The sequence below is a fragment of the Bradyrhizobium sp. USDA 10063 genome (assembly GCF_054063735.1).
This window is the reverse complement of record NZ_JBSSGP010000002.1, coordinates 4,878,149-4,902,373: the sequence shown is the minus strand read 5'-3', so window position 1 is coordinate 4,902,373 and position 24,225 is coordinate 4,878,149. Positions and strand designations below refer to the sequence as shown.

At 64.8% G+C, this 24,225-nt stretch carries 21 protein-coding genes; 12 read left to right on the top strand and 9 right to left on the bottom strand.

What is annotated here, in order from left to right; all coding sequences use genetic code 11:
- Nucleotides 1–16: 16 nt before the first annotated feature.
- From ACVJGD_RS25190 to ACVJGD_RS25180, 3 genes are all read right to left on the bottom strand, one after another.
- Nucleotides 17–685, bottom strand: a complete 669-nt coding sequence (locus ACVJGD_RS25190; protein ID WP_456636834.1) for a hypothetical protein — start codon at nucleotides 683–685, stop codon at nucleotides 17–19.
- Nucleotides 686–924: 239 nt separating this feature from the next.
- Nucleotides 925–4,338 carry a hypothetical protein gene (locus ACVJGD_RS25185; protein ID WP_456636833.1) on the bottom strand — a complete coding sequence of 1,138 codons (3,414 nt, stop codon included), beginning with the start codon at nucleotides 4,336–4,338 and terminating at the stop codon, nucleotides 925–927.
- A gap of 327 nt (nucleotides 4,339–4,665) precedes the next feature.
- Nucleotides 4,666–5,247, bottom strand: coding sequence for a PadR family transcriptional regulator (locus ACVJGD_RS25180; RefSeq protein WP_456636832.1), 582 nt, complete (start codon nucleotides 5,245–5,247; stop codon nucleotides 4,666–4,668).
- Between the two features lie 146 nt (nucleotides 5,248–5,393).
- On the opposite strand from ACVJGD_RS25180, the gene ACVJGD_RS25175 reads away from it, so the two are divergent.
- The 5 genes from ACVJGD_RS25175 (at nucleotide 5,394) to ltrA (ending at nucleotide 13,395) form a co-directional block, all read left to right on the top strand.
- Nucleotides 5,394–5,819: a nuclear transport factor 2 family protein gene (locus ACVJGD_RS25175; protein ID WP_456636831.1), complete on the top strand. Its 426-nt coding sequence runs from the start codon at nucleotides 5,394–5,396 to the stop codon at nucleotides 5,817–5,819.
- Between the two features lie 232 nt (nucleotides 5,820–6,051).
- Nucleotides 6,052–7,842: an acyl-CoA dehydrogenase C-terminal domain-containing protein gene (locus ACVJGD_RS25170; RefSeq protein WP_456636830.1), complete on the top strand. Its 1,791-nt coding sequence runs from the start codon at nucleotides 6,052–6,054 to the stop codon at nucleotides 7,840–7,842.
- A 73-nt stretch (nucleotides 7,843–7,915) separates the two neighbouring features.
- Nucleotides 7,916–9,124, top strand: coding sequence for an acetyl-CoA C-acetyltransferase (locus tag ACVJGD_RS25165; protein WP_456636829.1), 1,209 nt, complete (start codon nucleotides 7,916–7,918; stop codon nucleotides 9,122–9,124).
- Nucleotides 9,125–9,272: 148 nt separating this feature from the next.
- Nucleotides 9,273–11,498: an FAD-dependent oxidoreductase gene (locus ACVJGD_RS25160; RefSeq protein ID WP_456636828.1), complete on the top strand. Its 2,226-nt coding sequence runs from the start codon at nucleotides 9,273–9,275 to the stop codon at nucleotides 11,496–11,498.
- A 565-nt stretch (nucleotides 11,499–12,063) separates the two neighbouring features.
- The gene (ltrA, locus tag ACVJGD_RS25155) at nucleotides 12,064–13,395 is read left to right on the top strand and encodes a group II intron reverse transcriptase/maturase (RefSeq protein WP_456636827.1); all 1,332 of its coding nucleotides are present in this window, start codon (nucleotides 12,064–12,066) and stop codon (nucleotides 13,393–13,395) included.
- 149 nt (nucleotides 13,396–13,544) lie between these two features.
- On the opposite strand, the gene gstA is transcribed toward ltrA, so the two are convergent.
- A complete protein-coding gene (gene gstA / locus ACVJGD_RS25150) occupies nucleotides 13,545–14,159 on the bottom strand; it encodes a glutathione transferase GstA (protein WP_456636826.1) in 615 nt (204 codons plus the stop codon).
- A gap of 147 nt (nucleotides 14,160–14,306) precedes the next feature.
- On the opposite strand from gstA, the gene ACVJGD_RS25145 reads away from it, so the two are divergent.
- The 3 genes from ACVJGD_RS25145 (at nucleotide 14,307) to ACVJGD_RS25135 (ending at nucleotide 17,012) form a co-directional block, all read left to right on the top strand.
- Nucleotides 14,307–14,795, top strand: a complete 489-nt coding sequence (locus tag ACVJGD_RS25145) for a MarR family winged helix-turn-helix transcriptional regulator (RefSeq protein WP_456636825.1) — start codon at nucleotides 14,307–14,309, stop codon at nucleotides 14,793–14,795.
- A gap of 96 nt (nucleotides 14,796–14,891) precedes the next feature.
- Nucleotides 14,892–16,262 (top strand): glutamate--cysteine ligase, encoded by a 1,371-nt coding sequence (locus ACVJGD_RS25140; RefSeq protein ID WP_456636824.1) that lies wholly within the window; start codon nucleotides 14,892–14,894, stop codon nucleotides 16,260–16,262.
- 195 nt (nucleotides 16,263–16,457) lie between these two features.
- Entirely contained in the window at nucleotides 16,458–17,012 is a 555-nt protein-coding gene (locus ACVJGD_RS25135; protein WP_456636823.1) for a PAN domain-containing protein, read from the top strand.
- A 109-nt stretch (nucleotides 17,013–17,121) separates the two neighbouring features.
- Here ACVJGD_RS25135 and ACVJGD_RS25130 read toward each other — a convergent pair whose 3' ends face one another.
- The 4 genes from ACVJGD_RS25130 to ACVJGD_RS25115 form a co-directional block, all read right to left on the bottom strand.
- The gene (locus ACVJGD_RS25130) at nucleotides 17,122–17,688 is read right to left on the bottom strand and encodes a nucleotidyltransferase family protein (protein ID WP_456640363.1); all 567 of its coding nucleotides are present in this window, start codon (nucleotides 17,686–17,688) and stop codon (nucleotides 17,122–17,124) included.
- A 151-nt stretch (nucleotides 17,689–17,839) separates the two neighbouring features.
- Entirely contained in the window at nucleotides 17,840–18,610 is a 771-nt protein-coding gene (lepB, locus tag ACVJGD_RS25125) for a signal peptidase I (RefSeq protein WP_456636822.1), read from the bottom strand.
- A complete protein-coding gene (tldD, locus tag ACVJGD_RS25120) occupies nucleotides 18,610–20,031 on the bottom strand; it encodes a metalloprotease TldD (protein WP_456636821.1) in 1,422 nt (473 codons plus the stop codon). The genes lepB and tldD overlap by 1 nt, the downstream gene beginning before the upstream one ends.
- Before the next feature lie 57 nt (nucleotides 20,032–20,088).
- Nucleotides 20,089–20,439 carry a winged helix-turn-helix transcriptional regulator gene (locus ACVJGD_RS25115; RefSeq protein WP_456636820.1) on the bottom strand — a complete coding sequence of 117 codons (351 nt, stop codon included), beginning with the start codon at nucleotides 20,437–20,439 and terminating at the stop codon, nucleotides 20,089–20,091.
- 216 nt (nucleotides 20,440–20,655) lie between these two features.
- On the opposite strand from ACVJGD_RS25115, the gene ACVJGD_RS25110 reads away from it, so the two are divergent.
- From ACVJGD_RS25110 to ACVJGD_RS25100, 3 genes are all read left to right on the top strand, one after another.
- The gene (locus tag ACVJGD_RS25110) at nucleotides 20,656–21,051 is read left to right on the top strand and encodes a DoxX family protein (RefSeq protein WP_456636819.1); all 396 of its coding nucleotides are present in this window, start codon (nucleotides 20,656–20,658) and stop codon (nucleotides 21,049–21,051) included.
- Nucleotides 21,052–21,061: 10 nt separating this feature from the next.
- The gene (locus ACVJGD_RS25105) at nucleotides 21,062–21,565 is read left to right on the top strand and encodes a DsrE family protein (RefSeq protein ID WP_456636818.1); all 504 of its coding nucleotides are present in this window, start codon (nucleotides 21,062–21,064) and stop codon (nucleotides 21,563–21,565) included.
- Nucleotides 21,566–21,701: 136 nt separating this feature from the next.
- Nucleotides 21,702–22,307: a TlpA family protein disulfide reductase gene (locus ACVJGD_RS25100; RefSeq protein WP_456636817.1), complete on the top strand. Its 606-nt coding sequence runs from the start codon at nucleotides 21,702–21,704 to the stop codon at nucleotides 22,305–22,307.
- 36 nt (nucleotides 22,308–22,343) lie between these two features.
- Here the strand turns inward: ACVJGD_RS25100 and ACVJGD_RS25095 are convergent, their stop codons facing one another.
- Nucleotides 22,344–22,880 carry an invasion associated locus B family protein gene (locus ACVJGD_RS25095; RefSeq protein WP_456636816.1) on the bottom strand — a complete coding sequence of 179 codons (537 nt, stop codon included), beginning with the start codon at nucleotides 22,878–22,880 and terminating at the stop codon, nucleotides 22,344–22,346.
- A 497-nt stretch (nucleotides 22,881–23,377) separates the two neighbouring features.
- Between ACVJGD_RS25095 and coxB the strand changes: the two genes are divergently transcribed.
- On the top strand, nucleotides 23,378–24,217 hold the full coding sequence (coxB, locus tag ACVJGD_RS25090; RefSeq protein WP_456636815.1) for a cytochrome c oxidase subunit II: 840 nt from the start codon (nucleotides 23,378–23,380) through the stop codon (nucleotides 24,215–24,217).
- Nucleotides 24,218–24,225: the final 8 nt, after the last annotated feature.

The following is a 24,225-nucleotide window of genomic DNA, read 5'->3' as shown; positions in this document are numbered from 1 at the left end:
TGCGCCGGGCCTCGCCTCACAGCCGGCCGATGGGATCGGTGATCAGGTTCATCGCCTCGGCCTCCCTGGTGCCGAGCCAGCGGATGTCCCTGGTTTGTGACATCGCCTCGACGATGGTCGAGGAGACGCCCATCCGGGTCATGTAGTGCAGGACGGCACCGGTGACGCGCTGGGTGTCGGCGACGGGATCGGCAACCGGCGCCGTGGTGACGAACCGGTGGACGCCCAGCATCGAGCCCTCGATGCCGTAGCGGGTGGTGCCACCGGCATAGGCGAGCACGCAGGCGCTGGCGCAATAGGCCGGCCGCACCCGGCCCGAAGCATCGGCGACGCCGACGGCGGTCGTCAGCCCGCGGGATCTGATCATTTCGCCGATGATGAGCGCCTGATTCAGATCGCCGCCGGGAGATGACAGAAGGACAACATCGCCGGGCGCAAGATGGGCTGCATCCAGCCTGTCGCGGAACCAGTTCGCGGCGGCCGGGCCGATCTCTCCCCTGATGGCCAAAGCGGGTCGCGAGCCGACCGGCCCGCCGAGATCGGCCTTGGTGATCAACTGCGAACTCAGGCTCGGCGAAAAATACTGGTCTTTCCAATACGCCCAGGCATCGGGCCCCGACAGGTCCCGATAGGCGCGGATGCCGACGCTGGAGATCAGGAGGACGAATATGACAATCGACCACATCGACCACCTCCAGGCTGGCCGCTGAGGTGGCCGCACCCTGGGCTGATTGATCGACTGACGTGGTGGCGCCACACGGGGCCCGGTCGGCGAGCTTCGGTAGCGACCTTCCTGATCTTGGGCTGACAAACTGGTCCTCTCGGCGCTGACTACCCGCACGGTGGCGCGGCTTTTCTACACAGCTTCAGCGTTGAGATACATATGGCGACGCCGAGCCGCGGCGTCGCGCGCCTGTCATAATTTTAATGCGCGATCGAGGCGGTCCGCTTCGCCGTCGCCGCCCTGGCCGCGGGCTTTGCCGCATTGGGCGGCACGGTCGCCGAGTCCCAGCCGCCCGGCGGGGTCGCGGCGTTGACTGCGTCGTCGGGCTGCGGCTCGGCGGTGAAAGTCTGGATCGCGAGCTTGGCCGCGGCCAGCGATTGTGCGTCGAGGCGTTTGGCAACATCGTCACGTTTGTGGCTGGCGTCGGCGTCGCCCTGGGCTGCGGCGAGGCTGAACCATTTGAAGGACTCGGCCAGGTTCTGTTCGACGCCAATGCCACGGGCATAGAGGATGCCGAGATTGAACTGGCTGTCGGCGACGCCGCGGTCGGCGGCCTTTCGGAACCACTGCGCCGCGCTCGTGTAGTTGGCGCCCTTGCCGCCGCCATCGGCATCGAGCACCGCCAGATTGTGCATGGCCTTGGCGTTGCCGCGCTCAGCGGCCTGCACGTAGTAGCGCCGCGCGGTGTCGACGTCCTTCTTCACGCTGAGCCCCTTCTCGTAGAAGGTCCCGAGCCGGAAGATCGCGGGCACCACGCCCGCCTGCGCGGCGCGCTCGTACCACTTTGCGGCCTCGTCATAATTGGTCGGAACGCCCTTGCCTTCGGCGAAGCGCACGCCGACCTCGTAGGCCGCGGCCGGATCGCCCCTTAGCGCCGAGGCGCGTAGCACTGGTCCGCCGATGCCGTCAGGCAGCCGCTCGCTCGGCGGCACCTGCACCATCGTGAGCCGGCCGCCCCTCGGCGCCACGGGGGGCGCAGGGATCGTGCCGGTGATGTCATTGCTCGCAACGGGAGATGGGGAAGGCGCGGGCGCCGGCGGGATTGCCACCTGCGCGCCGTCGAGCATGTTCGGCGCGGTGCTGTTGTTGGATTGCCGGCCGAGCGGGGTCGGCGAGGTCATCGATGGCGCTGCAGGAGCCGGCGCGGGCGCTGGTGCGGCGGCGGCACTGTCGGCCGGCGGCTGTGCCGCGGCGGGTGCATCGCTCGATCTCTCCATCGGCGGCATCTGCGAAGCAGTGCCGCTATCGAGCAGGATCATCGCCACTTTGAAGGCGCCGAGCACGATGACCACCACACTCGCGCCGACCAGCAGCGAGCGGATCTTTGAGGTGAGGGTCGAGGTCTCCTTGCCCTCGGATTTGTCTTGAGCCTTGGTCTTGTCGACGGGCTTGGCCTTGGCTGTCGCCTTGGCCCCACCGCGCCCACCCTTCTCGTTGGCAGCCTGGGCGGCCGCGGCCTGCGCGGCGCGGCGGGCGGCGGCGATGAAGCTCGACGTAGAGACCGGCTCCTTCTTGCCTGTCGTAATCTCGCTGATCGCACTCTCCGACGCGGCGATCCGTTCGGTCGGCGTCGACACCCGTCCGGTCGGGCGCGTGCCCGGCTCGAGCGGATGATCCGGCGGCAGGTCCGGCTCGAGTGCGGCGCGCACCGCGGCGTGCGGCTCCAGGATCTCGCTGATCGCGCGCGGCGGCAGCGGCGGCGGAACGGGCGCCGGCTCGGGCGGCGTGGCCGCATGGAAGTCGCGCGGCGCCGCTGCGAAGTGTTCCTCCGCCGTGAAGCGCTGCTGCGCCGCAGGATTCGGCAGCTCAGGCTTCGGCTGTGGCACCATTGTCTGCGGCATGGCGGCGCGCGGCGACTCGGGCGCCGGCGGCGGTGCGGCAGGCACGGCGCGCACCGTGCGCAGATCGTTCTCGATCATCGCGAGGCGATCGACCACGTGACCGAGCGTATTGTGCACCGTTTCGAGCGAATCCTGCGTGCGGCGGTCGGTTTCCGACTGGCTGTAGCGGATATCTGACAATTCGCGCTTGACCATGTCGACGAGGCCAGGGTCGAGCGGCTGCGGCGCCGGTGTGCCGACGTTGCGGTTCGCCTCGGCCAGCGACACCAGATTGGCGTGCTGGCGTTCGAGATGGCGCAGGATGTCCTGCAGCCCTTCCTCGACGCGGCCGAAATTGCCGGAATGAGGATTGGAAGAGGTTTCCAGGCGTTCGAGCAGATAGGAAACACGCTGTTCGAGATGGGCGAATGCGGACGCGCTGTCGTTGCCGACCTGCATACGGTCGATGCGCTCCGACAGCGCACGCACGGCATCTTCGAGATGTTGCGAGTGCTCGGTTGGCGCCGGGCGCTCGCGGCTTTCCAGGGTCGAGGCCAGGGCGGCGATCCGCTGTTCGAGGACCGCAAAGGCATCGCCATGGTTGCCGGCGCGTGCGAGCTCGTCAACCTTGGCCGACAGCGTCTGCACGTCCTCGGTGAGCCGCGCCAACGCGTCGTTGGAGGCGATATTGGAGACGATCGCGCGGAGCGCCGCGATTGCGCTCTCGAGCTGGTGCACCGTCGAAGGATCGTCGTTGGCGCGCAGGATCAGGTCGAGCTTGGCGCCGAGATTGCGGATCGCCTCGTCATAGCCCGCGAGCTGCTCGGCGGGGGTGAGCGAGCGCAGCACCTCGCGGATCTCGGACAGCGCGCGCTCGATGCCGGCGAGCGCCTGGCTGTCGGCCCCGTTCTGCCGGTTGTCGTCGATGCGATGCGACAGCGAGCGGATCTCGCTTTCGAGCGATTCGATCGCGCGGCGCGGCATCGCCTCGGTGATCGCCGAGCGGATTTCCGCAAGCTCGCTCCGGAACGCGGCGATCGACTGCTCGACGTGATCGGGCCGCTGCAGCGCCTCGATCTGGCTCGTGATCTTGATCAGATAACGCTCCAGCGAGGAGAAATCCGGGCCAGCCGGTTCCACCGCGGCAGGTGCCGCTGCAACGGGAGGTGCATGCGCGGCCATCGGCGCAGCGCTTGGGCCCGTCGGCTGGGCGTGGCGCGGCGGCATCTGCCGCGGCGGTGGACCGTCGAGTTCGTTTTGGCGCGCGGCGATCTCCGCAATTGCGGAATCGAAAGAAGCGGGACTTAGCGGCGGTGACGGACGGTAGACCTTCGCGGCGGCACGCTCGACCGCTTCCGCCTGGCGCTGTCGTTCCGGCATCTGCGGCTGCTGCGCTGCGGCCATCTGGGGCTGGCGCGCCGCGGCAGGATTTGAAATCTGCGACAGCCGCGCGTCGAGCCGCGAGATCGCGTCGTTGAGCTGGCGCGCGACGTTGGATTGGCCGCGCGTGGCGTCGCTGCGCGGGGTGTCGTTGCGCGGCGCGGGCCGCGACAGTCGATCGATCTGCTGGGTGATCGCGTCGAGCCGCTGATGAATGTCGGCGACGTCGCGGGTTTGCTGGCTTGCCATCGCCGGCTGCGACTGGGTATTGCGGAAATGCGGCGGCGCCGGCTCGCCGATGGTGGAATTGAGCCAGTCGTTCAGCGACATGCCCGCGCGGTGGGCCGCTGCCTCGGCCCTTTCGCGGACGGATGGATCGATGCCGTCAACACTCCACGATACGCGCGAATTCATGATTCCGTCCGGTCCCGACTAAGGCGTCCACACCCACGCCTGCAGCCTCCCGCACGTCCCGATTGAAGAGAAAATCGAATTTCGCGCGGGGCGTCTGCCTCAGCTCCCGACTTTTTCGCGTTAGGGTAAAGAACGGGTTAAGGAATGGCGCCGCGGGGCTCTAAAGTTACCGTTGTGCGGAACCGATGCGCTCTCCGCTGTCGTCCCGGCCTTGAGCCGGGATCCATAACCACAGGCAATTGTTATGGCGCGAGAAAGCAGTTCCAGTCCCCGCATCACATCTCCCTGTGGTTATGGGCCCCGGGTCAAGCCCGGGGCGACAGAGAGCTAATCCTCGCCCTGGCCCGTTTTGAGCGGCTGAACGGCCGCCCGGTTGGCCAGAGCGGAGAGCGCCTCGATGGCCTCCTCGCACCATTCCGCCACGACGCGCTCATGGCGAAGGCCGATACGAAGCCCGAGCAGCTTGCCCATATCGGCGGGCGAGGCCGTGCCTTGCGGGAAACGTTTGTTGAGCAGGCGCTCGTAGCGCTCGTAGCGGTCGCGGTGATGTTCCAGTCGCGCCATCAGGTCGGTGCGCAGCGGTTCGATATCGACGCTGTCGAGCGCGTAGAGCCGCACCAGGAGGTCGTCCTTGATCGACGCCGGCACGCTCGGACGCGCCGCCCAGTGCCGCAGCGCGGCCTTACCCTCGGGGGTCAGTGTGTAAACGAGCTTGTTGGGCTTGCCCGACTGGACCACCTCGCGGGCCTGGACATGACCGCGGTCGCGCAGCTTGGAAAGCTCGCGATAGATCTGCTGATGGTCGGCCTTCCAGAAGAAGCCGATGGACGCGTCAAACGTCTTGGCGAGCTCGTAGCCCGTCATCGGACGTTCGGTCAGGCATGCGAGGATCGCGTCACCCAGCGCCACTGGTCGCCACTCCCTTTTCTACCGCCTCGACCATCCTTGACTTTATGCACATAGGCGCATATGCGTCAATGTGCATATCGACGGTCAGGACTAAACAGGCCCCGCCAACGTTGGGCGATCGCACGTTCCGCCGAGAGGAGACGTCTATGACAATGACCGGCCTCGACAAGTGGTACGCTTACATGAAGTCCCATGATCGCACAGCGCTCTGGGATCTGCTTCACCCCGACGCCGTGTTCGAAAGCCCCGTCGTGCACACGCCGCAGCGCGGACGCGACATCACCTTCAAATATTTATCGAGCGCGGAAAAGGTGCTGGGTGGCCCCGGCTTCGTTTATCGCGGCGAATGGCGCAGCGATAACGGCGCGGTGCTCGAATTCGAGAACGAGATCGAGGGCATCAAGATCAACGGGGTCGACATCATCACCTTCGATGCGAAGGGACGGATCACGCATTTCAAGGTGATGGTGCGCCCGCTGAAGGCGATCAACCTGCTGCACCGGCTGATGGGAGAAGAGCTGATGCGGCAGGCCGGTGATGCCAGCGCCGCCAAGTCGCAGCCCAGAGCATGATCCGGAAAAGTGGGAACCGGTTTTCCGAAAAGATCATGCTCAAACAAAGAGATGAGATCATGATCCGATTCCGTCCAATCGGATCATGATCTCAGCCGCAGTCCTGATCTCGATAATCGCTTTCCCGGAACACCGAAAGGTCTAAGGTCGGTTTCGGGAACCTTAGTGGTCGCAGCGTCGCGAGAGCTTTGCCTGCGGCGCCAAATTCAAAAACCGCCTGCCGGAGCACGCCATGCCGATCTACAAAGCCCCAGTCGAAGATGTGAGCTTCCTGCTCAATGACGTTTTCCAGATCGACCGCTACGACAACCTGCCGGGCTTCACCGATGCATCGGCCGACGTGCGCGAAGCGATCCTGGGCGAGGCGGCGAAGCTTTCCGAAGAAGTCTTGCAGCCGCTCAATCGCGTCGGCGACCTCGAAGGCTGCAAGCGCCATGACGACGGCTCGGTGACGACGCCGAAAGGTTTCAAGGAAGCCTTCAAGCAGGTGGCCGAAGGCGGCTGGCTCGGACTCTCGGCGCCGACCGAATATGGCGGCCAGGGCCTGCCGGTGACGCTGAGCCAGGCGGTCAACGAATTCCAGATCTCGGCCAACATGGCGTTCTCGATGTATGGCGGGCTCACCATGGGCGCGACCGCGGCGCTGCTGGTGCACGGCACCGACGAGCAGAAGAAAACCTATGTTCCGAAGATGGTGGCGGGCGAATGGACCGGCACCATGAACCTCACCGAGCCGCATTGCGGCACCGATCTCGGCTTGTTGCGGACCAAGGCCGTACGCCAGGCCGACGGCAGCTTCAAGATATCAGGCACCAAGATCTTCATCTCCGCCGGCGAGCACGACCTTACCGACAACGTCATCCACCTCGTGCTTGCGCGCATCGAAGGCGCACCGGCCGGCATCAAGGGCGTCTCGCTGTTCGTGGTGCCGAAGGTGCTGGTCAATCCCGACGGCTCGCTCGGGGCACGCAACGGCGTTACCTGCGGCTCGATCGAGCACAAGATGGGCATTCACGGCAATTCCACCTGCGTGATGAATTACGATAATGCCACCGGCTGGCTGATCGGCCAGGAGAACAAGGGCATGCAGGGCATGTTCGTGATGATGAACGAGGCCCGGCTCGGCGTTGCCGTGCAGGGGCTGGCGCAGTCCGAGGTCGCCTACCAGAACGCGGTGGCCTATGCGCGCGAGCGCCTGCAGGGCCGCTCGCTCACCGGCGCGAAGTCGCCGGACAAGCCGGCCGACCCGATCATCGTGCATCCCGACGTCCGCCGCACGCTGCTGACGATCCGCGCCTTCAACGAGGCGGCGCGCGCCATGGTGCTCTGGACCGCGCTGAAAAGCGACGTCGCCCACCGCTCCAACGATCCCAAGGACCGCCAGGAAGCCGACGACCATATGGGCCTGATGACGCCGGTGCTGAAAGGCGTGCTCACCGACACCGGCTTCGCCAACACCGTGCTGGCGCAGCAGATGTACGGTGGCCACGGCTACATCGCCGAGCAGGGCATGGAGCAGTTCGTGCGCGACGCCCGCATCTCCATGATCTATGAGGGCGCCAATGGCATCCAGGCGCTCGACCTCGTCGGCCGCAAGCTGCCGCGCGACGGCGGCCGCGCGGTGATGGCGTTCTTCGGTGAAGTCGGTACTTACGCCAAGGAGCATGCCGCGGACGAAGCCATGAAGCCGTTCGTGACGCCGCTCTCGGCCGCGCTCGGCCATCTGCAGCAGGCGACCGGCTGGCTGATGCAGAACGCGATGACCAAGCCCGACAATGCCGGCGCCGCCGCGACCGACTACATGAAATTGTTCGGCCTGGTCGCGCTCGGCTACATGTGGGCACGAATGGCAAAGGTGACGCAGGACAAGATCGCTACCGGCGGCGCGACACCTTACCTCTCGACCAAGCTCGTGACCGGCCGCTTCTTCATGGAGAAATTGTTGCCGGAGACGGCCGTGCATTTGGCGCGCATCCAGAGCGGCAGCGCGACCACGATGGAACTGGCAGCGGAAGCGTTCTGAAGAATCTTCGGCTGCACCTCGCGACTTCGGCTGGTTCGGCTATATATTATGATCCTCATATCAGGAGGGCGTCATGCCTGAGGCATATATCTACGATCACGTTCGTACCCCGCGCGGTCGCGGCAAGCCTGACGGCGCGCTGCACGAAGTCACCGCGCTGGCGCTCGCCACCGTGCCGCTGAAGGCGCTGAAGGAGCGCAACAACATTGCCGAAGACGTCGTCGATGACGTCGTGTTCGGCATCGTCGATCCCGTCGGCGAAGCCGGCTCCGACATGGCCCGCTTCGCGGCGCTGAAATCGGGCCTCGGCGAGAAGGTGCCGGGCGTACAGATCAGCCGCTTCTGCGCCTCGGGCCTTGATGCCGTGAATTTTGCCGCGGCCCAGATCATGAGCGGGCAACATGAACTGGTGATCGGCGGCGGCGCGGAATCCATGAGCCGGGTCGGCATCGGCGCGTCCGGCGGCGCCTGGCCGATGGATCCCTCGATGGCGGTGCCGGCCTATTTCATGCCGCAGGGCGTCTCGGCCGATTTGATCGCGACCAAATACGGCTTCTCCCGTGACGACGTCGACGCTTACGCCGTGCAGAGCCAGCAGCGCGCGGCCAAGGCCTGGGACGAAGGCCGCTTCGACAAATCGGTCGTGCCGGTGAAGGACATCAATGGCCTCACCATCCTCGCCAAGGACGAGCACATGCGGCCCACGACGACGATGCAGTCGCTGGCGCAGTTGCAGCCGTCCTTTGCGGCGATGGCGGCGATGGCAGGCTTCGATGCGGTGGCGGTGCAGTCGCATCCGGAGATCGAGAAGGTCAACTATGTGCACCACGCCGGCAATTCCTCTGGCATTGTCGACGGTGCCGGCGCGGTGCTGCTCGGCAGCAAGGAGGCGGGCGCGAAGCACGGCCTGAAGCCGCGGGCGAAGATCCGGGCGTTCGCCAATATCGGCTCGGAGCCGGCGATGATGCTGACCGGGCCGGTCGACGTCACCGAAAAGCTGTTCGCCCGCTCCGGCATGAAGAAGTCGGACATCGATCTGTTCGAGCTGAACGAAGCCTTTGCCTCGGTGGTGCTGCGCTACATCCAGGCCTTCGACATCGACAACGCCAAGATCAACGTCAATGGCGGCGCGATCGCGCTCGGTCATCCGTTAGGGGCGACCGGCGCGATGATCTTAGGGACAGTGCTCGACGAGCTCGAGCGCACCGACAAGTCGACCGCGCTGGTGACGCTGTGCATCGGCGGCGGCATGGGCACCGCGACCATCATCGAGCGGGTGTAACTGCCGTAGGGTGGGCAAAGGCGCTCTTGCGCCGTGCCCACCATCGCTTGCCGAGAAGTTAATGGTGGGCACGCTTCGCTTTGCCCACCCTACGATCGAGAGCCAACCGCCAGCGCCTTACCGGCAGCCGGCATCGAGGGAGCACCACATGGCCTTCAAGAATTTCAAATTCGAAACCGACGCCGACGGCATTGCGCTCGTCACCTGGGACATTCCGGGACGTTCGATGAACGTGCTGGACGAAACCTCGGTCCTCGAACTCGAGGAGATCGTCAAGCAGACCACGGCGGATGCCGCGATCAAGGGCGTCGTCATCACCTCGAGCAAGGAGGCCTTCTGCGCCGGCGCCGACCTCTCGATGCTTGAGGGCATGAGCCGCACCTATGCGCAGCTCTTGCAGGAGAAGGGCGAGGTCGCGGCCAACCAGGTGCTGTTCGAGCAGAGCCGCCGCTTCTCGCAAGTGTTCCGCTCGATCGAGACCTCCGGCAAGCCGTGGGTCGCTGCCATCAACGGACTGGCGCTAGGCGGCGGCTTCGAGATCACGCTGTCCTGCCACTATCGCGTTGCCGCGGAGAACCCGAAGACCCGACTCGGCCTGCCCGAGATCAAGGTCGGCCTCTTTCCCGGCGCCGGCGGCACCCAGCGGGTGCCACGCATCGTGCCGCCACAGGACGCGATGCAACTCCTCCTGAAGGGCGAGGCGGTCAACCTCGCAAGAGCCAAGCAGCTTAATCTCATCCATGCGATCGTGCCGGCCGGCGAGCTGATCAAGGCTGCAAAGGACTGGATCAGGGGCGGCGGCAAGGCGGTCGCGCCGTGGGACGAGAAGGGCTTCAAGCTCCCCGGCGGCCCCGTCTTCTCCAAGATGGGCATGCAGATGTTCCCGGCGGGCAATGCGATCTACCGCCGCGAGACTTACGACAATTATCCGGCGGCGCGCGCCATCATGAGCTGCGTCTACGAAGGCCTGCAGTTGCCGATCGACGCCGCGCTGCGCGTCGAGTCGCGCTACTTCACGCAAGTGCTGCGCTCCAAGGAAGCGGCGGCGATGATCCGCTCTCTGTTCCTGTCGATGCAGGAACTGAACAAGGGCGCGCGCCGTCCGGCGGGCGTGCCGCCGACCAAGGTGAAGAAGCTCGCCGTGATCGGCGCCGGCTTCATGGGCGCCAGCGTCGGCTACGTCTCGGCCAAGGCCGGCATCGATGTCGTGCTTGTTGACCGCGACCAGGAGAGCGCCGACAAGGGCAAGGCGCACGCCAAAGGCGTGATCGATGGCCTGATCGCAAAGGGCCGGGCGAAGGAGGCCGAGCGCGATGCGCTGCTGTCGCGCATCACGGCGACCGCTGACTACAATGTGTTGAAGGACTGCGACCTCGTCATCGAAGCGGTGTTCGAGGATCGCAAGGTGAAGGCGGACACCTATGCCAAGGCGCAGCCGCTGCTCAAGGGAGACGCGATCTTCGCCTCCAACACCTCGACGCTGCCGATCAATTCGCTGGCCGAGGAATTCAAGGACCAGGGCAAGTTCATCGGCATTCACTTCTTCTCGCCGGTCGAGAAGATGATGCTGGTCGAGATCATCCTCGGCAAGAACACCGGAGACGTCGCGCTTGCCACGGCGCTGGACTATGTCCGCACCATCGGCAAGACGCCGATCGTGGTCAACGACTCCCGCGGCTTCTTCGCCAACCGCTGCGTGATGCGCTACATCGCGGAAGGCAACGAGATGTTCCTCGAGGGCGTGCCGCCGGCGATGATTGAGAACGCGGCCAAGATGGCCGGCATGCCGGTCGGGCCGCTGTCGCTGTCGGACGAGGTCGCACTCGATCTCGGCCTGAAGATCATGAAGGCGACCGAGGCCGATCTCGGGCCCAACGCCATCAACCAGGATCACAAGAAGCTGATGGTGGAGCTGGTCGAGAAGCAGGGCCGCTTCGGCCGCAAGAACGCCAAGGGCTTCTACGACTATCCCGAGAAGGGCAAGGGCCAGAAGAGCCTGTGGCCGGGGCTCGCCGGGCTGCAGCCGAAGCACCTCGATCCGGATACGCTCGATGTCGAGGAATTGAAGCAGCGCTTCCTGGTGGTGCAGGCGGTCGAAGCCGCGCGCACGGTCGAGGATCACGTCATCACCGATGTGCGCGAGGCCGATGTCGGCTCGATCCTGGGCTTCGGCTTCGCGCCGTTCACCGGAGGCACGCTGTCCTATATCGACTTCATGGGCACCAAGAAGTTCGTCGAGCTCTGCCACAAATTCGAGGCCAAATACGGCTCCCGCTTCACCCCGCCGAAGCTCCTGGTCGAGATGGCCGCCAAGGGCGAGACCTTCTACGGCCGTTTCCCGCCGAAGAAGCCGGTCGCCGAAGCGGCGGAGTAGCCTCCCTCGTCGTCCCGGGCAAGCGAAGCGCGACCCGGGACCCATAACCACCGGCCGGTGTTGTCAAGTAAGCCGGCCGCGCACCGGGCGCTACAACGACGTCCTGGGGTTATGGGTCCCGGCTCAAGGCCGGGACGAGCGCGTCCGTGAGGACGCTTTGACTGAACGGTGTAAGTCCGTTCCGGAGTTGGTCGCAACTCTGTAATCGAAGGAGACTGCGTCGCCGTGAGGCGGGGTGGAGAGCAACCGGAGGTGAACCGACAGTCCGTAGGATGACGAACCTGATACGGCGTAGGGCTGTGGCGAGCCTGCTCGTTCGAGGTGAAGCCTGGAACAACCCTCGGCGCTGAGGCGACTGACAAAGCGACCGCGGGACAGCCAACGTGGGTGAGGTCGGAATGTCGGGAAGGCAAGGCGGAGTAAGCGGAGAGACCTGCCGCTCGGGGTGAGAGCGACAGGAGTCAGAGCCTTCATAATACCGCAGTCCGTTTTGACGGCGAGAGGGACGGGAAGCAAAACCGTTCCGAGGGAAGGGAGGCAGGAAGCTGGATGCACGAGGTTCGGCATGAAGCAAGATAACCCCGACAGTGCCGGCAAGGCTAAGCAAGGGGGAGACGCCGCCGGCGGACAACCGCGGACTGGGTGGTGGGCGGAAGCTTCGATCTGGACGGAGCGCATGGTGTCGGCGCGGGGTAACGGCGTCAAAGGAGGCAAGTGGTTCAGTCTGGTGGACAAGGCCATCCGGCCTGCGACCCTGCAAGCCGCATGGCGGAAGGTCGAGCGGAACAAGGGGGCGGCAGGCGTGGATGGTCAAGGCATCGCGCGGTTTGCGGCGGGTGCGGAGCGATATCTGACGGAGCTTCATGAAGATCTGAAGCACGGCAGCTATCGGCCGAGCCCGGTCAAGCGGGTCGAGATTCCCAAAGGCGGCGGACAAACCCGTCCGCTCGGGATACCGACCGTCAAGGACCGCATCGTGCAGACGGCTCTGAAGATGACCATCGAGCCGATCTTTGAAGTCCAGTTCCGGCCGGGAAGCTACGGCTTCCGGCCGGGACGAAGCTGCAAGGACGCGTTGCGGGAGGTCGATCGGCTGCTGAAGGAAGGCTTCACCCATGTCGTGGACGCCGACCTGAAGAGCTACTTCGATACGATCCCGCACGATAGGCTGATGGCACGGGTGGGCGAGAGCATCAGCGACGGGCGTATCCTGACGCTGATCGACGGCTTTCTCCGGCAAGAGATCATGACGGACATGGCGTGCTGGCTCCCGACGACGGGAACGCCCCAAGGGGCGGTCCTCTCGCCGCTGCTGGCCAACATCTATCTGCATCCGCTCGACCTGCTGATGGAGCAGAACGGGCGGCGGATGGTGCGTTACGCCGACGACTTCGTGGTTCTCTGCCGGACGGAAGCCGAGGCGAGGGCCGCGTTGCGTGAAGTCACGACGTGGATGGCGGCCAACGGCCTGACGCTGCATCCGGACAAGACGCGGATCGTCGACAGCCGACAACCGGGACAGGGATTCGATTTCCTCGGCTACCGGTTCGAGGCGGGTCGCCGGCTCGTGCGGAAGAAGAGCCTGACAGCGATCAAGGACAAGGTGAGGGCCAAAACGATACGCAGCAGAGGGGACAGCCTCATGCGGATCATCGCGGACCTCAACCCGGCGCTGCGGGGATGGTTCGGCTACTTCAAGCACGCCGCGCCATTCCAGCTTCGCAGCCTTGATGGCTTCGTTCGGCGGCGGTTGCGCGCCATCCTGCGCAAGCAGGACAAGCGGCCCGGGGCCGGACGATGCAAAGCCGACCATCAGCGATGGCCTAATGCTTTCTTCGCGGCTCAAGGACTGTTCACCCTCGCAACAGCACTCGAGCACGCGAGACATTCACGATGAGGAAACCAGCGACTGGAGAGCCGTATGCGGGAAAACCGCCCGTACGGTTCGGAGGGAGGGGAGGCTAACTGCCTTCCCTACCCCTATCGGCGTGGGTACGGCGTCAGTCAAGGGGCCGGATCAATGATCCGGTCCTTCGCATTCGCAGCCTACGCCGCCTTCAGCAGGCCTTCCTTGGTCAGCGCTTCCTGCACCTTCGGCCGGGCGGCGACGCGGGCCTTGTAGGCGACGAGATTTGGCAGGCCCGACAGGTCGAACTGCATCCGGTCGGCCCAGGCCAGCATCACGAACAGATAGCCGTCGGCGACGGTGAACTGGTTGCCGAGCAGATAGTCGCGCCCGGCGAGCTGGCTGTCGATATATTTGAACTTGGCCATCAGGCGGTCCCTGAAGAAGGCCTTGGTGTCATCGGACAGGACCGGCGCGAACAGCGGACTGAAATTCTTGTGCAGTTCGGTGGTGATGAAGTTGAGCCATTCGAGCAGCTTGTAGCGCTCGGCGCTGCCCTGGGCCGGCGCCAGGTTCTTGCCCGCGGCGCGGTCGGCGATGATCTGCACGATTACGGGGCCCTCGGTAACCAGTTCGCCGGAATCGAGCCTTAGCGCCGGGACCTGGCCCTTCGGGTTCACTTGCAGGAAATCGTCGCCATTTTCGAGCTTCTTGGCGCGCACGTCGACCTTGACCAGCTCGTAGGGCAGGCCGGCTTCCAGGAGCGCGATATGGGGCGAAAGCGAGCACGCGCCGGGCGAATAGTACAATTTCATCGGAGATCTCCTCTCGAACCTATTGTTGGCCTTTTTGTTGTTGGCCTTGGGCATCGGACCGACTAAATGCACCTGCATGAATAGTCAAGATTGATGCACCTGCATTCAGTACGGTACACTCGTGCCGACGATGACGGACTATAGGCCATGAAACGCAAACCATCGACCGAGGCGACCGCCGCCTGGATCCGCCTGATGCGGGTGCAGAGCCGGGTGCTCGACGCCGTGGAGCAGGACCTGAAGAAGGCCGGCTTTCCGCCGCTCGCCTGGTACGATGCCCTGCTGGAGCTGTCGCGCGCGCCGTCGGGCGAGCTGCGGCCGGTGGAATTGGAACGGCAGATGCTGCTGCCGCAATATTCGACGTCGCGGCTGATCGACCGCCTGGTGGACGAGGGGCTGGCGGCCCGGCGCGAATGCAAGGTCGACAAGCGCGGCCAGTTTGTCGAGATTACCGAGACGGGACGCGAATTGCAGAAGCGGATGTGGGGCGCCTATTCGGCGGCGATCGAGAAGCATGTCGGATCGAAACTGTCTGACGCCGACGCGGTCAAGCTGTGCGCGCTCCTCGACCGGCTGGGATGTTCCTGCGGCGACGCCAGGTCGCCTGCGATAAGAGACGGCGTGACTGCCCGATGATATCATTGTTGCCACCAGCATCCGCGGGCCGCCCGGTTCGCGGATGCCCCTGCCACCGCGCGCATTCGATCGAAGCGCTTCAGTATCGGAATTCGTATGGCGCGTGACCAGATCGATATGACGCCACTCCAATCTCGCGACGAACTGGTCGCGTGGCTCGAGGCCGGCGTGAAGGATCCTGCCGATTTCCGGATCGGGACCGAGCATGAGAAGACGCCGTTCACGCTGCAGGGCCATCAGCCCGTGCCGTATGAAGGCGCGCGCGGCATCGGCGCGCTGCTCGAAGGCATGAAGCTCCTGCTCGGCTGGGAGCCGATCATGGAGAATGGCAACATCATCGGTCTCTACGACGTCACCGGGGGCGGGGCGATCTCGCTCGAGCCGGGCGGCCAGTTCGAATTGTCGGGCGCCCCGGTCGAGACCGTGCATCAGACGCAGAGCGAACTGATGGCGCATCTCGCGCAGGTCCGCGAGATCGCCACCCCGCTTGGCATCGGCTTTCTCGGCCTCGGCATGACGCCGTCCTGGTCGCGGGCAGAGATCCCGGTGATGCCCAAGGGCCGCTACAAGATCATGACCGGCTACATGCCGAAGGTCGGCAAATACGGCATCGACATGATGTACCGCACCTGCACGGTGCAGACCAATCTCGACTTCTCCTCCGAAGCGGACATGGTGAAGAAGCTGCGGGTGTCGCTCGCCCTGCAGCCGATCGCGACCGCGCTGTTCGCCAACTCGCCGTTCACGGAAGGCAAGCCCAACGGTTTGCTGTCATTCCGATCCGAGATCTGGCGCGACACCGACAATGCGCGCTCCGGCATGCTGCCATGGGCGTTCGAGGACGGCATGGGGTTCGAGCGCTGGGTCGATTATGCCCTCGACGTGCCGATGTATTTCGTCAAGCGCGGCGACAGCTATCTCGACGTCTCCGGCACCTCGTTCCGCGATTTCTTCGAGGGCAAGAATCCGGCGCTGCCCGGCGAGCGTCCGACCCTGTCGGATTGGGCCAATCACCTCTCGACGATCTTCCCCGAAGTGCGGCTCAAGCGCTATCTGGAAATGCGCGGCGCCGATGGCGCGCCATGGGGACGGCTGCCGGCATTGCCGGCATTCTGGGTCGGGCTGCTCTACGACAACGATACGCTCGATGCCGCCTGGGACCTGGTGCGGAACTGGACCGCGCAGGAGCGGCAGGCGCTGCGCGACGACGTGCCGCGCTTCGGCTTCAAGGCGCGGATCAAGGACCGCTATCTGTTCGAGATCGCGAAAGAGTGTCTCAAACTGTCGCATGCCGGGTTGCGGCGGCGTAACCGCATCGACCATATCGGCCGCGACGAGAGCCGCTATCTCGAGCCGCTCGAGCGGATCATCGATTGTGGCCGGACGCCGGCGGAAGAGCTGCTGGACAAGTTCAACGGCGCCTGGAACGGCTCCGTCGAACCGGCCTACGCCGAATGCGCGTTCTAGCGACATCGTGCCCTATCCGCTTGTTCTGATGCATCATATTTACGCGCATGGCGTTCACGCTATGTGCGGGCCGCTGGTCACGATAACTGGTGTGCCAGCTTGCCGCATTTTTGAGCCGTTCATCCGGCGTACAGGTTGGCGGCGCTCAAATGACCGCCCGCGGTGAGCGCGGGGGGACAGTCGAAAGCGTTGGATATGAGAATTGGCCGCCTCGTCTGGGCGTGTGTGGTGACGTTCGCCTTGTTGGCGGCCGTGGCGACGTCACGGCCGGCGCTGGCGCAGGTCAACTTCGATCGCCCCGGCGGAGACTACCTGAGTTCGCCCGTCGCCTCGGGCGACCCCGCCGATTGCGCGTTGGTGTGCGAGCGCGATCGCCGCTGCCGCGCCTGGAGCTTCAACTATCCGACCGACATCACCACGGGCGCGGTGTGCTGGCTCAAGAACAGCGTGCCGCCGCGCGCGCAGAACAATTGCTGCGTTTCCGGCGTGCGCGGCGCCGGCGTCGTCGAGCCGCGCAACGGCACGGTCGAAACCTCGATCGATCGTTTCGGCGGCGACTACAAGAATTTCGACCTGAAGGCGGGCGAGGGCGACGAGGTCTGCAAGGCCGCGTGCGCGGCCGACAACAAATGCCGTGCCTGGACCTTTGCGCGGCCCGGCTATGCCGGGCGCGAGCCGCATTGTTTCCTGAAGAAGGAAATCAAGCCACCGCGACGCAAGGCGGGATTCACTTCGGGCGTGGTGCGCTAGTTTTGTTGTAGGGTGGCGAAGAGCAGCGTGCCCACCATCAACACTCCGCTCGGGAAGGTGGGCACGCTGCGCTTTGCCCGCCCTACGCATCTCGCAATGAGGGGAGGCATCAGCAACTCGGCAGCACCGTGATCTCCGGCCACAGCGCCTTCCACCTCGCCGCCTTCTTCGCGTAACTCTCTGCAGAGAAATTCGGTCCCGGGTTCGGCCGCACGATCATGTTGGCGACGTCATCGAAGCCGTTGGGCGCATAGACATCATAGCCTTCAGGCCTGCAACGGATTCCGATCTGGGTGTTCTTCGTGAGAAAGCGGTCGATGCCATCCGTCGAACGCATCAACGGCGGGTAGGGCAGGCTGTGCTTTTCGGGATACCAAAGGTGGACGCGTGCCTGGTTGCGGACTTCAACGGTCACGCCGAGGTGGCCAACCGCATCATGCACGCGCTTGATGATCCGGTCTTCGGCTTCCCAGGATGTATCGGGATCGAAATAGAAAATGTCGTAGTCGCTGATGCCGTGATCGACTACACGATAGGTCTTTACGTTCCAGACCGTCTGCACCAGGCAGCCCGACACGAGCCACGCGTCGGGCAGCGCAAGCTGCAGCAGCTCATCGGCGATGGTGGCATTGGCGGGATTGCGCAGCACGGCTGCGAGGAATTCGTCTCGGTTCATGAGGCTCAGTAGCTCGGTAGGGTGGGCAAAGCGAAGCGTGCCCACCATCAGCACTCCGCTCGGGATGGTGGGCACGCTGCGCTTTGCCTACCACTACGCGCTCATGGTTCGAGACGGCGCTTCGCGCCTCCTCACCATGAGGGCCTACTGGCTAGTGCACCGAGGTGAAGAACCGCGCGAACCGGAATCCTGACGGCCAGGTCCAGACCGGCTGGCTGCGCATGCCCATGTCCCAGGAGCCGACCACTGCGTCGGCGCGGCCGATCAGGTTGTCGATCGGCAACAGTCCGACGCCGCCGTCGCGTACGGAGACGCGGCTGTCGGCGGAATTGTCCCTGTTGTCGCCGAGCACGAACAGGTCTCCCGGCGGCACGGTGACCTCAGGCGTATTGTCGAGGCGGCCGTTGTCGCGCATCTTGAAGATCGCGTGGCTGACGCCGTTCGGCAGCGTCTCGATATAGCGATAGGCGGTCTCGGTGTTGCCGCGGTCGTCCTCGGCATCGCCGATGCCGTCGGCCTTCAATGTCGCGGGATGGTCGTTGATGAAGAGCTGGCCCTGCCGCATCTGGATGCGGTCGCCCGGCAGGCCGACCACGCGCTTGACCCAGGCCTGCGAACGGTCGCCCGGCCAGCGGAACACCACGACGTCGCCGCGCTTCGGCGGCTCGCCGAACAGCCGGCCGCTCGTCTCCGGCAGCGTGATCTGGATCGGCAGCGAGGCGGTGCCGTAACCGTATGGATATTTCGACGCGACCAGCGCATCGCCGATCAGAAGCGTCGGCTCCATCGAGCCCGACGGCACGTAGAAAGGCTCGGCGATCGCGCCCTTGGCGAGGAACACGACAGCGACGATCGCCGCGAGTTGGGCTGCTTGCGAACGCCAGCTTGTCGGCTTGCTGACCGCCACTTCGTTGTTGCTCACTAGCCGGTTCCTCCTACGGTGATCCGCTCCATGCGCAGCGTCGGCTGGCCGACGCCGACCGGGACGCCTTGCCCGTTCTTGCCGCAGGTGCCGATGCCGGTATCGAGCGCGAGATCGTTGCCGACCATCGTGATGCGGTTGAGGTCGGTCGGCCCGTTGCCGATCAGCATCGCGCCCTTCAGCGGTGCGCCCAGCTTGCCGTTCTCGATCTTGTAGGCTTCGGTGCACTGGAACACATATTTGCCCGAGGTGATGTCGACCTGGCCGCCGCCGAAATTGGCGGCATAGATGCCGTTCTTCACCGAAGCGAGAATCTCCGCGGGATCGCTGTTCCCGGCCAGCATGTAGGTGTTGGTCATGCGCGGCATCGGCACATGGGCATAGCTCTGCCGCCGGCCATTGCCGGTCGGCTTCATGTTCATCAGCCGCGCGTTCTGGCGGTCCTGCATGTAGCCGACCAGGATGCCGTCCTCGATCAGCACCGTGCGGTTGGTCGGCGTGCCCTCGTCGTCGATCGAGAGCGAGCCGCGGCGCGAGGCCATCGTGCCGTCGTCGACCACGGTGACGCCTTTGGCGGCGACCTGCTGGCCCATCAGGCCTGCGAACGCCGAGGTCTTCTTGCGGTTGAAATCGCCCTCGAGCCCGTGACCGACGGCTTCATGCAGCATCACGCCGGGCCAGCCGGCGCCCAGCACCACGTCCATCTCGCCGGCCGGGGCCGGCATCGATTCCAGATTGACCAGCGCCTCGCGCAGCGCGCCGTCGGCGGCATCGCGCCAGGCCTTGGTCTCGATGAAACGCGCGTAACCTTCGCGGCCGCCATATCCCTTGCTGCCGCTCTCCTGCCGGTCGCCCTGGCCCGCGACCACGGAAATGTTGACCCGCACCAGGGGGCGGATGTCGCGATAGCTCTCGCCGTCCGGCCGGACGATCTCCACCACCTGCCAGGTCGCTGTCAGGCTCGCGGAGACCTGCCGCACCCGCGGGTCCTTGTCGCGGACATAGGCATCGATCTCGCCGAGCAGCTTGACCTTGGCCTCGAAGCCCGGCGCATCCAGCGGGTTCTCGTCGCCATATAGCTTCACATTCGTGTGTGCGGGCGCCGCGGCGAAGCTGCCCGAGTAGCCGCCGCGCACCGCATGGACCGCATCGGCCGCGCGAATCAGCGCCGGCAGCGAGACGTCGGAGGAATGGGCGTAGCCGACCGCGTCGTCCTTCACAGCGCGCAGGCCGAACCCCTGGCTGGTGTCGTAGGTCGCTTGCTTCAACCGCCCGTTGTCGAACACCAGGGCCTCGGTCTGCCCGAATTCCAGGAACAATTCGCCGTCGTCAGCCCCTTGCAAGCCCCGCGCGACCTCGCGGCGTACGGCATCGCGGTCGAGATTGGCGCGGTCGAGCAGAGACGACTTGATGTCGGACATGTCCGATCCTTCATATTTCAGGTTTGTCTATTCACGTTTGCCCGTGAATGTAGGCAGTCATCGGGCAGGACGCGAGGGGTGATCGCGCGGACCGGCGCGCCGGCGGTTGCTGGCAGAGTCCGCTGGAGGCGGGTCGGGCTCCAGCTTGCCGTGTGCATTGGCCCAGCGGAACAGCTCGTCGAACACGGGTTTCAAGTCCTTCGCGGCAGGCGTCATCTCGTATTCGACGCGCGGCGGCACTTCGGGAAACACCGTGCGCTTCACCAAGCCTTCGTTCTCAAGATCCCGCAGCTGCGTGGTCAGCATGTGCTGCGTCACGTCCGGGATGGAGCGCCGCAATTGCCCGAACCGCTGCTTGCCTTTGACCAGCTGCCAAAGAATCTCGCCCTTCCACTTGCCGGACAGCACGCGGAAGGCTCGTTGGAGCTGCTGTTTGGCCCGCGTCGAGGCGCAATCGGAGGATGAAAGGCCATTAGTCTGCTTTTTCATACTACACCAGAAAAATCATCCTACTTGTCATTTTCATCCTAGTCCCGAATTTTGGCTTGCACAGTCCCCCCGGGGCTTTACGCGGCTGCAGAGCGTTCTGACAGCCGGCCGCTTCTCACATTTCGGGAGTTCTCGATGTCATCGACGATTGTTGCACCTGCCCGGCCGCGCTGGACCTCGTTAGGCCTGTGGGTTGTCAGGGGATTGCTGGCGCTGGTCTTTGTGGCCGCTGGCGGCGCGAAGCTTTACGGCGTCCCCATGCTGGTCGAGGAATTCCAGCACATAGGGCTCGGGCAATGGTTCCGCTACGTCACCGGCGGACTCGAGGTCATGGGGGCGATCCTGCTGCTCCTGCCGCGCAGGGCGGCGTTCGGCGCGCTGCTGCTGGTCTGCATCATGATCGGAGCGGTGATCACCCATCTGTTCGTCATCGGCGGCTCGCCGGTCCCGGCGATCGTCCTGATGGTGCTGAGCGCGGTTGTCGCCTATGCGGAGCGCGACCAGCTCGCCTCACTTGCCAGCAATCGTTGAAGCTGCCGCGATGCGTCTTGCTCACCGCAAATTGACGGTGGCCGTTGGGTTGCTCCTGGCTTTCACGATGCCGCTGACCGCGACCTTGCTGCTGACGGGGTCGGAGGCGGCGGCGCCAAAGCCGCAGACGAAGGCCGCGCCGGTTCGGATGCATCGGCTCGTATTGCCGATCAACACCGATGATCCCACGACCATGCGGGCGCTGATCTCGACCTCGCTCAATCTTCCGAAATACTACCAAGAGCGGAACGAAGCGTTCACGATCGAGGTCGTTGCCTACAACGCCGGCGTTCACATGCTCCGGACCGACACTTCGCCGGTGAAGGATCTGCTGCAGGTGGTGAGGGCGGTGAATCCCAACATTCGTTTCGTGGTCTGCGAGGCGACGAAGCTTGGCATGCAGCGCAGCGAGGGGCATCCGATCACCCTGATCGATAACGTCGATCTCGTGCCGAGCGGTCCCGGGCGTATCATCGAATTGCAGGAAGACGGCTGGTCGTACATCCGGTCGTGACAAACGGACCAATACTGCCTCGAGCATGATCCGGAAAAGTGGGTACCGGTTTTCCGAAGAGATCATGCTCAAACAGGGAACTATAGCGAGATGACGATTTGAAGAAAAGTCATCACGCTTTAGCGGAGCCTTCCTCATGATGTCGGATCGGACGGCAACTCGCCGCAGCGTCGTGGCGCGGCTGATCGGCGCGGGCGCCGCGCTCGCAGTGCCAGCCATGTCGAATAGCGCCGAGGCCGGAGGGCCGCCACCATTCGCAACAGCCCGGAGCCAGTTCATAGAGATTCGCGGCGCGAGACAGGTTCCGCCCGTGCCAATCCCGCGTCTTTCCGGCGGCGTGCTGGATCTGACGTCGCTCCGGGGCAAGGTGGTGCTCGTCAATTTCTGGGCGACCTGGTGTCCGGCCTGCCGGACCGAATTGCCGATGTTGGACCTGCTGGCGGCGGGCGGCCGCGCCGACCTCGCGGTCATCGCGATTGCGACCGATCGCGATCGATCGAAGGTCGCGCCTTTCGTGAAGGAGCTGAAGCTTCGCCGCCTCGCGGTCGGCTTCGACCCCGGCGGCCTGGTCGCACGTGCCGGCGCCAGCGGGGAAGCCGACACGCCGTTCGCGCTGTATGGCATGCCGATCTCCTTCCTGCTCGGCATTGGCGGGCAGGTCGAAGGCTATATCAGCGGTGAAGCAGACTGGCTCTCCGCCGAAGCGAGCCGGCTTTTCGATTACTACGCCACTGCCAGGTGACCAGGACGCGTCCGATGTTGCGAGGACTTTCGTCCCTCACGGCAACTTGTCATAGCCCTCGCCCAGCCCGTTCAGGCTGAGCGGAAAGCCGATGCCCTCTTCGGGCGTTTCGAAGATGATGAACGTCGCGGTCTTGGCGCTCCTGAGCTGGCCGAGCAGCTTGTCGTCCATCACGACCTCGGCGACGCAGCCGTTGGGCAGGCAGCGGACGAAGCCGGCGCGGCCGACGTCCTGGTTGTCGAGCTTCAGGCCGAGCCCGGAGGGGAGCAGGACCCCCAAGGGTGCGACGACGCGCATCAGGCGGCTCTTCTGGTCGGCGGTCTTGAGCACGATCACGGTGAGGCCGGCATTGGAACGGTCCTCGGCGACCACGCTCTGGATCAGGGCGCATTGCTCGTTCTGGGCGCCTGGCGGGGTGTCGCAGCGGATCTGCCAGTCGCCATGGACCGAGCGCACCGCACCCTGGGCGTGGGCCACCTGGGTCAGGCCCAACATGAACGCGAGCGCCAGCAGGCCGCCCAGCCAGTGGGTGGCATTCCAGCTACGTCCGCCGTGATGTTTCGAAGCGCCCATCCGGGTCGATCCTTTGGTGTCCGGCTAGGCCGGCTCGGTTTCCCCGGCCAAGGGCCGGTGCAGGGCCCGGCAGCCGGCGGCACGCAAAACGACTGATACCGCAATGACGGCGCCTTGAAGGCGATCCCCAAGCAAATCTCGCGCCGTGGTGAGGCTCTTTGCGCGAATCAGGTTCCTGCGGGGCGCCCGGCATTTGGGTACATCCAGCATTCGCCCTGTCAAGCGGCGTCGCCTGCAGGAGTGGCGCTATCGCCTGATTTATCGAGAAAATGTCACAGCGCGGGAATAGCCGATCGCGCATGGCTTGGGGCCCTACTACTGCATTGCGAGCGCCTGCGAATTATGGTTTGAGAGGCTGGATTTCGACGCGTTCTAACGATCTGGCTCCCGTACTTTCCGAAGGTACGTCCGGCAGGCCGTTTGTCAGGGCGGATCGTGCTGCATCTTCGCCGTCCGGCGGGGATGCTAGGGGATAAATCATAGGGAGCGCGAGCGGCATGAGGATGTCGATGGGCCTGATGGGCCGGCGGTTGCTGGGGGGTGCGGTGGCGGGCATGTCGCTCGCGACCGGCGGGACGGCATTCGCCGAATTGGGGCAGCCGGCGCCGTGGGAAACCACGCTGCAGCAGGCGGGCTCCCCGGTGATGGAGAACATCGTCTGGTTTCATAACTTCCTGCTGGTGATCATCACGCTGATCACGCTGTTCGTGCTGGCGCTGCTGGTCATCGTGGTGATGAAGTTCAACGCGCGCGCCAATCCGGTCCCTTCCAGGACCACCCACAACACGCTGATCGAGGTGGCCTGGACGCTGGTTCCGGTGCTGATCCTGGTCTGCATCGCGGTGCCGTCGTTCCGCCTCCTGTTCCTGCAGCTCGACGTGCCGAAGTCGGACTTGACCGTCAAGGTCACCGGCAAGCAGTGGTACTGGTCCTACGCCTATCCGGATAACGGCAAGTTCGAGTTCGATTCGCTGCTTGCCCAGGACAAGCAGCCGCGGCTGCTCGGCGTCGACAATGAGATGGTGGTGCCGGTCAACAAGGTGATCCGGATCCAGACCACCGGCGCGGACGTTATCCACTCGTTTGCGGTGCCGGCCTTCGGCATCAAGATCGACTCGATCCCGGGCCGTCTCAACGAGACCTGGTTCAAGGCCACCAAGACCGGCATGTATTACGGCCAGTGCTCCGAACTGTGCGGCAAGGACCATGCGTTCATGCCGATCGCGGTGCGGGTGGTGGACGATCAGGAGTTCGCGAACTGGGTGGACGCCGCCAAGAAGAAATTTGCCAGCAACCCGGCGAGTTCGTACGCCTCGGTCGGTCAGGCGGCGCAGTAAGGCAACAA